General features: G+C 71.7%; 8 protein-coding genes. 3 read left to right on the plus strand and 5 right to left on the minus strand.

The annotated features are described in order from the left end of the window. The first annotated feature begins 2 nt into the window (after positions 1 to 2). Entirely contained in the window at positions 3 to 1,397 is a 1,395-nt protein-coding gene (gene thrC, locus ABLE43_RS16890) for a threonine synthase (RefSeq protein ID WP_348979553.1), read from the plus strand. Next, complete coding sequence (locus ABLE43_RS16895) at positions 1,397 to 2,266, plus strand: class I SAM-dependent methyltransferase (protein ID WP_348979561.1); 870 nt, start codon at positions 1,397 to 1,399, stop codon at positions 2,264 to 2,266. The genes thrC and ABLE43_RS16895 overlap by 1 nt, the downstream gene beginning before the upstream one ends. A gap of 24 nt (positions 2,267 to 2,290) precedes the next feature. Here ABLE43_RS16895 and ABLE43_RS16900 read toward each other — a convergent pair whose 3' ends face one another. From ABLE43_RS16900 to ABLE43_RS16910, 3 genes are read right to left on the minus strand one after another with little or no spacing between them, the layout of a single operon-like run. Then, a complete protein-coding gene (locus tag ABLE43_RS16900; RefSeq protein ID WP_348979554.1) occupies positions 2,291 to 2,926 on the minus strand; it encodes a heme exporter protein CcmB in 636 nt (211 codons plus the stop codon). Then, positions 2,923 to 3,489 carry a heme ABC exporter ATP-binding protein CcmA gene (gene ccmA / locus ABLE43_RS16905; protein ID WP_348979555.1) on the minus strand — a complete coding sequence of 189 codons (567 nt, stop codon included), beginning with the start codon at positions 3,487 to 3,489 and terminating at the stop codon, positions 2,923 to 2,925. Before ccmA ends, ABLE43_RS16900 begins: the two co-directional genes overlap by 4 nt. Then, positions 3,486 to 3,881, minus strand: coding sequence for a metallopeptidase family protein (locus ABLE43_RS16910; protein WP_348979556.1), 396 nt, complete (start codon positions 3,879 to 3,881; stop codon positions 3,486 to 3,488). The genes ccmA and ABLE43_RS16910 overlap by 4 nt, the downstream gene beginning before the upstream one ends. A gap of 47 nt (positions 3,882 to 3,928) precedes the next feature. Here ABLE43_RS16910 and ABLE43_RS16915 point away from each other — a divergent pair, with 47 nt between their 5' ends. Then, entirely contained in the window at positions 3,929 to 4,216 is a 288-nt protein-coding gene (locus ABLE43_RS16915; RefSeq protein WP_348979557.1) for a 4a-hydroxytetrahydrobiopterin dehydratase, read from the plus strand. A 4-nt stretch (positions 4,217 to 4,220) separates the two neighbouring features. On the opposite strand, the gene ABLE43_RS16920 is transcribed toward ABLE43_RS16915, so the two are convergent. Further along, a complete protein-coding gene (locus ABLE43_RS16920) occupies positions 4,221 to 4,991 on the minus strand; it encodes an SDR family oxidoreductase (protein ID WP_348979558.1) in 771 nt (256 codons plus the stop codon). A gap of 304 nt (positions 4,992 to 5,295) precedes the next feature. Further along, complete coding sequence (locus tag ABLE43_RS16925; protein WP_348979559.1) at positions 5,296 to 8,439, minus strand: DEAD/DEAH box helicase; 3,144 nt, start codon at positions 8,437 to 8,439, stop codon at positions 5,296 to 5,298. Between the last annotated feature and the right edge of the window lie 236 nt (positions 8,440 to 8,675).

Consider the following 8,675-nt stretch of genomic DNA (forward strand, 5'->3'; position numbering starts at 1 on the left):
CCATGCGGTATGTCAGCACCAGGGGCGATGCGCCCGAACTCGATTTCGCGGGCGCGACGCTCGCCGGTTTGGCGAGCGACGGCGGGCTCTATGTCCCGACCGAATGGCCGGTGCTGTCGCGGGACGAGATCGCCGCGCTGGCCGGGCTGAGCTATGCCGAGACGGCGGTGCGGGTGATGCTGCCCTTCGTCGGCACGTCGCTGACCGAAGCCGAACTGCGTGGCCTGTGCGAGCAAGCCTATGGCCGCTTCAGCCACAGGGCGGTGACGCCGCTGGTCCAGCTCGACCACGACCAGTGGCTGCTGGAGCTGTTCCACGGCCCCACCCTCGCGTTCAAGGACGTGGCGCTGCAACTGCTGGGCCTGTTGTTCGAGAAGTTCCTGATCGGCACCAGCGAGCGGCTGACGATCGTCGGTGCCACCAGCGGCGACACCGGATCGGCAGCGATCGATGCGGTGGCGGGGCGCGAGAACATCGACATCTTCATGCTGCACCCCGCGAGCCGCGTGTCGGACGTGCAGCGGCGGCAGATGACGACGGTGCTCAGCCCCAACGTCCACAACATCGCGATCGAAGGCGACTTCGATACCGCGCAGGCGCTGGTCAAGGCGATGTTCAACGATCCGGGCTTTTCGACGCGGTTCCGGCTGTCGGCGGTGAATTCGATCAACTGGGCGCGGCTGATGGCGCAGGTGGTCTATTATTTCTACGCCGCCGTGCGGCTGGGCGGGCCGGACCGGGCAATCGCCTTTTCGGTGCCGACCGGCAATTTCGGCGACGTGTTCGCGGGCTATGTCGCATCGCGCATGGGGCTGCCGATCGCGAAGCTGATCGTGGCGACCAACGTCAACGACATCCTCCACCGCGCGCTGTCCACCGGCGACTATTCGAGCGCGCAGGTGACGCCGACCGCCACCCCGTCGATGGATATCCAGGTCAGCTCGAACTTCGAGCGGCTGCTGCACGATCTGGGCGGGCGCGACGGGCGGGCGCTGGGCGAACAGATGCGCGGATTCGAGGGCACGCGCGCGATGCGGCTGACCAATGCCCAGTCGCAGGGTGCCGCCACGCTGTTCCGGAGCGCGCGGGTGGATGGCGACCGCATGGCGCAGGCGATGCGCTGGGCATGCGATCATGCCGCGCAGACCATCGACCCGCATACCGCCATCGCGCTGGCGGCGGCGCTCGACAGCGGGATCGATGCGCCGATGGTGACGCTGGCGACCGCCCATCCCGCCAAATTCCCCGATGCGGTCGAACGCGCGATCGGCACCCGCGCGACGCTGCCCGGTCGGGTCGGCGACCTGTTCGAGCGCGAGGAACGCTATGTCACCCTGCCGGCGACGTTCGATGCGGTGACGGCATGGATCGCAAGCCACGCAAGCCCGCGCGGCTGATGGACCCGATCGCGCTTATTGGCGAGCCGTGGGGGGACTATGGCCTGATCGACAGCGGCCATGGGCGCAAGCTGGAGCGCTACGGCCCCTATCGCTTCATCCGCCCCGAGCCGCAGGCGATGTGGGCCCCGGCCCTGCCCGACTGGGACGCACACGGCGAGTTCGTGCCGGGATCGGATGAGGACGGTGGCGGGCGCTGGCAGTTCGTCCGGCAACCGCCGCGCGACTGGCCGCTCGCATGGCGCGAGGTGCGCTTCTCGGCGAGCAACACGCCGTTCCGCCATCTCGGCTTCTTTCCCGACATGGCCCCGGTGTGGGACTGGATGCGCGCGAGGCTGGACGGGGCGAGCGATCCCGAATGCCTCAACCTGTTCGGCTATACCGGCGTCGGCAGCCTCGCGCTGGCGGCGAGCGGCGCGCGCGTCGTCCATGTCGATGCGTCCAAGAAATCGGTCGAGCAGGCGCGCGCCAATGCCCAGCTGTCGGGCATGACCGACCGGCCGGTGCGCTGGCTGGTCGAGGATGCGGGCAAGTTCGTCGCGCGCGAGGTGCGGCGCGGGCGGCGCTATGACGGGATCATCCTCGACCCGCCCAAATGGGGGCGCGGGCCGAACGGCGAGGTGTGGAAGCTGGAGGAGCATCTTCCGGGGCTCATCGCCGATTGCGCGAAGCTGCTGGACAGCGAATCGCGCTTCCTGTTCCTGACCGTCTATGCGGTGCGCATGTCGGCGCTGGCGATCGGCGAGCTGCTGCGCCAGTCGCTTGGGCAATTGGGCGGCGTGGTGGAATGCGGCGAACTGGGCGTGCGCGAGGAGACGCGCGGGCTGGCGCTGCCGACCGCGATCTTCGCGCGGTGGCGTAGCGCCTGAAACTCCTCCCCGGACCGGGGAGGATCAGGTCCGCCCCAGCTTCATCGCCATTCCCGCGACCACCGGCCCGCCGATGCACAGCAACAGGCTGGTCGCGCCCAGCAACTTGAGCGCCCCCGGCCCGCCGCCGAGCGCGCCCGCGCCGAAGATCACCAGCGGCAGCGCCAGCGGCAGCATCACCAGCCCCGCCACCGCGCCCCCGCCGCGCAGTCCTGCGACCAGCGCGGCGGTGGCGACCGACAGCGCCGCCAGCCCCGGCGTCCCGATCGCCAGCCCCGCCAGCACCAGCAGCAAGGTCGGCAGGTCGAACCCCAGCAGCGCCGCCGACAGCAGCGCCGAGCCAAGGATCGCAGGCGCGAAGCCCAGCCAGTGGCCGACCGTCTTGGCGAGCGCGACGGCGATCTCGCTCCACCCGCGCGCGACGAGCTGGTCGATCACCCCGCTCTCCATGTCGGGCGCGACCAGCCGCTCGACCGGGAGCAGCGCGGCGAGCAGCGCCGCCGCCCAGGCGACGCCGCCCCCCACCCGCGCCAGCAACGCCGCATCCGGCCCGATCGCGAAGGGGAACAGCGTCGCGACCAGCAGGAAGAAGGCGACCGGCAGCAGCACCCCGCCCCCGCTCCACGCGCGGCGCAGTTCGCGCAAGGTCAGCGCGATCACAGCGCGATCGCCTGCGCATCGCCCAAGGCGACCGGCACATGGCTGGCGACCAGCACCGCGCCGCCGCCCGCGCGGTGCGTGGCGATCGCCGCCTCCAGCGCCGCCAGCGACTCCGTGTCGAGGCCATTGGCCGGTTCGTCGAGCAGCCACAGCGGCGCATCCGCGGCGATGACTCGCGCGATCGCGGCACGGCGCTTCTGCCCGGTGGACAGCATCCGCACCGGCACGTCGCCGAGCCGGTCGAGTCCGACCGCGGCCAGCGCGCCCGCCAGTCGATCCCGCGTCCCGTCGATCGCCGCCCAGAAGCCGAGCGCCCGCGCCAGCGGCAGTTCAGGGTCCAGCGCCGCCCCCTCGCCCAGCAGCGCCAACCGCCCGCCGCGCGTCACCCGTCCGGCGGCGGGCGCGAGCAGTCCGGCGGCGATACGCACCAGCGTCGACTTGCCCGCGCCATTGGCCCCACGCACCAGCAGCGCCCCGCCGGGCGCGAGGGTGAACGACAGGTCGGCGAACAGCGTCCGCCCGCCCCGCGCGCCCTCGACCCCGGCAAAGGCGAGCAGGGTCAATCGCCGTCCTCCAGCGCGTGCATGTCGTCGTCGGACAGGTCGAAATGATGGCCGACCTCATGCACCACGACATGCCGGATCAGGTCGTGCAGATCGACGCCGGTCTCGCACCATTCGGCCAGCAAGGGCTGGCGATAGAGGTGGATCTCCTCGGGGTAATCCACCGGATCGAACGCCGATTTCTCGCCGATCGGGCGCCCGCGATACAGGCCGGTCAGCTCGTACGGGTCCATCTCCATCTCGGCCAGCGTCGCGTCGTCGGCGAATTCCTCGACCAGCAGCACGACGTTGGACAGGTGCTGCGCAAAGGGTTCGGGGATGCGGGCCAGCGCGGCGCGCGCCAGCGCCTCCATCTCGGCCGCACTCGGGGCTGTTCGCGCTTGATCGTTCATGGCCTTGGGCATAGGCGCAGGGCAGCAGGGGATTCAAGGGAGGGGTTATGGAGCCACTGAGCCAGGCCGAACGCGCCGATGCGCTGGACGGGTTGCCCGACTGGGACCACGATATCGCGCGCGATGCGATCGTGCGCAGCTTCACCTTCGATAATTTCAGCCAGGCGTTCGCGTTCATGACGCAGGTCGCGCTGCTGGCGGAAAAGGCCGACCATCACCCCGAATGGTCCAACATCTACAACCGGGTCGATATCCTGCTGACGACGCACGACGCGGGCGGGCTGTCGGAGCGCGACATCGACATGGCGCAGGCGATCGACGCGCTGGTCGAGTAGGGGGTCAGCGGACCCGCGCGCGCATCTGCGCCCGGAGCCGTCCGGGCAGCCAGCGCGCGGCGAAGCGCATCCGCCGCGCGGTCGGCCCGACCGGCACCAGCACGTCGCGGCCATGCACCGCATCCCATGCCGCCTGCGCGACGACCGGGAGCGGGGTGAACTCCAGCCCACCCGCGACAACCTGTTCGCGGATGCTGTGGTTCGTGCCGGTGAGCGTCCCGCCCAGCAGCGGCGTATCGATGAAACCGGGCATCAGCGCGGCGACGCGGATGCCGTCGGCGGCCCATTCGGCGTCCAGCGCCTCGGTCAGGCCGCGCACCCCGAACTTGGTCGCCGAATAGAGCGCGGCCCCGGCAGTGCCGTAGATGCCCGCCGCCGACGCCATGTTGAGCAGGCAGCCGCCGCTGGCCTTCAGATGGGCATGCGCCGCCCGCGCGCCGAAGAGCACGCCGGTCAGGTTCACCGCCACCACCCGTTCGATCGTCACCGCGTCGATCTGCGCGAAGCTGCCGCCCGCCGCGATTCCCGCATTGTTGAACACCACGTCGATCGTGCCGCCGGTCGCGAAGCGGGCGAGCGCGTCGTCCCACGCGGGGGAATCGGTCACGTCGAAGGCATAGGTTTCGGCGCCGTGCGGCAGCGATGCTGCGGTCTCCGCCAGCCCTTCGGGGTTGCGATCGGCGATCCCGATCCGCCAGCCGCGTGCGGCGAAGAACTGCGCGACGACGCGACCGATGCCGGAGCCGCCGCCGGTGATGAAGATCGCTTTCGCCATGGCCCAGACGTAGCAGCTATGGGTCGGGCGGCAAGAAGGCTGGTTTCACGAGGAGGCGCAGAGATGGTTTGTTGCGCCAAGGGGCCCGGTTGGTTGCCGTCTCCCGAGAGCGAGCAGTGCAAGGCTTGGCGGCTGCGCGATGCCCCGCCCACTATCGTAGCTCCCGCGCAGGCGGGAGCCCATAACCGCCGACGTCTCGTGCCCTGCCGGTCGTCAGCGTCTATGGATTCCCGCCTTCGCGGGAATGACGACGGGACGGCCGGTCGCCTGCGCCTCCGCGCCTCCGCGTGAAACGACCTTCTCCCTACTCCGCGAGTACCTCCAGCACCTCACGCACCCGCGCCACTCGCACGCCCGCATCCTCGATCCGCTCGGCCAGCAGCCAGCGGCCGCCCTTCTCGACCAGCCCCTCGACCGCCGCCAGCGCCACGCCCGAACGCGGCGTCAGCGCGATCGCCGCAGGCCCGGCATCGACCTTCGCCACCCCTGCCGCGCAGGCCAGCAGCCGCACCCGCGCCAGATCGATCAACAGCCGGGCCTCCTCAGGCAGCGCACCGAAGCGATCCTCCAGCTCCTCCTCGAACGCATCGAGCGCGCCCGCATCCTCGATCCGGGCGAGACGCCCATAGAGCATCAGCCGCACCCCGGTTTCAGGTATCCATGCCTCGGGCAGGCAGCCGGCCAGCCCCAGATGCAGCTCGGGCACCCAGCGCTCGACGCTGTCGCCCCGCGCGGCCCGCAGCGCGCGTTCGAGCAGATACTGATACAGGTCGATGCCGATCAGCTTCATGTGCCCGGCCTGCGCCTCGCCGACCAGATCGCCCGCACCGCGCAGGTCGAGGTCGCGGGCGCTGATCGCGAACCCGGCACCCAGCCGGTCGAACGCCTGCAGCGTGCGCAGCCGCTTCAGCGTCGATTCGGCGATCGTCGCATCGGGATCGGTGGTCAGCAACACCTGCCCCCGCCGCCCGCCGCGTCCCACCCGCCCGCGCAACTGGTGCAGCTGCGACAGGCCGAAGCGGTCGGCGTGGTGGACAATCATCGTGTTGGCGCGCGGCACGTCCAGCCCCGCCTCGATGATGTTGGTCGCCAGCAGCACGTCGCCGTCGCCGCCGGCGAAGCCGACCATCGCCTCGTCGATCTCGGCGGGCGGCATCCTGCCGTGCGCCACCACCAGCCCGAGTTCGGGGGCCAGCCTGCGCAGCCGCGCCTCCAGCGGGGCGATATCCTCGATGCGGGGCACGACGACGAAGCTCTGCCCGCCGCGCGTGCGCTCGCGCAGCAGCGCGGTGCGCACCGTCGTATCGTCGAACGCGGCGACGCCGGTGCGGATCGGTTGACGCCGGGCGGGCGGCGTGGCGATGACCGACAGCTGCTGCAACCCGACCAGCGCCGCCTGCAATGTGCGCGGGATCGGCGTGGCCGACAGCGTCATGACGTGATCGCTCAAATCCCGCAGCTTCGCCTTGTCCGCCGCGCCGAAGCGCTGTTCCTCGTCGATCACCACCAGCGCGAGGTCGTGATAGGCGACCCCCTTGCCCGCCACCGCCTGCGTGCCGATCACGACGCGGATCGATCCGTCGGCAAGGCCCGCCTTGACCCGCTTCTTCTCCGCCGCGCCCGACAGGCGGGACAGGCCCGCGACCGCGATGCCGGTGCCCGCGAAGCGGCGGGCGAAGGTGTCGAGATGCTGGCGGGCGAGCACCGTCGTCGGCGCGGCGATCGCCACCTGCCGCCCGGCCAGCGCGACGATCGCCGCGGCGCGCAACGCCACCTCGGTCTTGCCATAGCCGACGTCGCCGATCACCAGCCGGTCCATCGGCCTGCCCGAGGCGAGGTCGTGCGCGACCGCCGCGATGGCGCGGGCCTGATCGGGGGTTTCGGTAAAGGCGAACCCGGCGGCGAAGCGCTCGTACGCCGCGACATCGGCCCTGATCGGTTCGACCTTGCGGGCATCGCGTTCCGCGGCGAGCGCGGTCAGTTCGCGCGCGCTTTCGGCGATGGCGGCGTCGATCGCGCCGCGCCGCTTCTGCCAGCTCGACCCGTCGAGCGCGTCGAGCGTCACCCCGTCGCCCTCCGCGCCATAGCGCCAGATGCGATCCGCCTCGTCCACCGGCACCAGCCGCCGTGCGCCCTTGGCATATTCCAGCACGATCGCGTCGCCGCCCGCCTCGCCCGGCAGCGGCTCCAGCCCGACGACGCGGCCCAGCCCGAAATCCTCGTGCACCACCACGTCGCCGATGCGCAGTTCTCCCGCCTCGGCGAACAGGGGGTTGGTGGCGTTCGCCGCCAGCTCGTCGCCACGCGCGCGTCCCCCCAGCAGGTCGCCGCCCGCGACCACGGTCACGCCGTCCGCCACGAACCCGCGATCGATCGGCGCGGTCAGCAGCATCGCGCTGCCCGGCTTCGCGCGCACCGCCGCGTCCCACGACGCGATCGGCTGCGGATCGGTGCGCCCCAGCGCCGCCAGCTTCCGCGCAAGGAACCGCAGGTCGCGCGGACTGCCCGCCAGCACCAGCCGCCCGTCGGCCAGCACGCCGCGCGCGAACTTGCCGAACGCCCGTGCCGGGGCCTTACCCGTCACGAATCGCGGCGGGGCCTCGACGGCGGGCGGCAGGTCGATCGGGTCGTGCCCCGCCCACGCCTCCTCCCAGGTGCCTTCGTCGCTCAGCGTCTCGCTTCCTCGGCGACGGCGTCGGGTGGCGTCCTGCGCCAGCGCGAGGAAGCGGGCGCGGCGCTCGGGCACTGCCGGGTCCATCGCGACGGCGGCATCGGGCAGATGGTCGAGCAGCGACACGCCGCCCGCCCCCGCCGGTTCGGCGGCGCGGCCGATCGTCACCGATGCGAGGTCGGCGTCGCCGCGCTGCGTCACCGGATCATAGCTGCGGATCGCGGCGATCCGGCCGTCCTCCAGCGTGATGCGGATCGGGCACGGCGCGTCGGCGGGAAAGATGTCGATCACCGCGCCGCGCACCGCCACCTCGCCCGGTTCGTCCACCCGGTCGTCGACGACATAGCCGAGATCGGCGGCGCGGGACGCCACGTCTGCTGCGTCGAGCGGGTCGCCAAGACGCAGCACCGGCGGCGCGCTGTCGAATGCGTCCGGCGCGGCGATCCGCAGCGCGGTCGCCTCGGCGGCGGTGATGCAGGCGACGGGTCGCCCGTCACCGCCTGCGATCCGCAACCGGCGCAGCGCCGCCACCCGCGCCCCGGCATTGGCGGGCGATGCGGGCGCGTCGTCGCCGGGCAGCGCGTCGCTGGCGGGCAGGTACACGACCGCCGCATCGGGTGCGATCGCGTGCAGGACGGCGGCGATCGCGGCGGCGCGGGTGTCGTCGGCGGCGACGAACAGCAGCGACCGATCGGCGACCACGCCCGCCAGCGCCGCCGCGACCGGCGCGGGATCGGGGACGGCAGTTTCGGGACGGGGGGCGGCGGCCTGCAACATGAAGCGGAGATCCCGGCGATGCCCTTCACAGGGCTGGATAATCCGACAACGAAGCGGTGGACGCGGGCGTTCCGCGCCGCGCCCCACCGCGCGCACCGCAATATCAAAAATCGATGTTCCGCATGCGGGCATGCTGCTAGGGTCTGATCCAGCAAAGCCGGATCAGGGCGGTACCGGCCCGCTCCCCCACCCGGCCACCCATTCAGGATACGCTGTGGGTGGCCGGGTGGGGGAGC

It is taken from the genome of Sphingomonas silueang, from assembly GCF_040049155.1.
GTDB lineage: Bacteria > Pseudomonadota > Alphaproteobacteria > Sphingomonadales > Sphingomonadaceae > Sphingomonas > Sphingomonas silueang.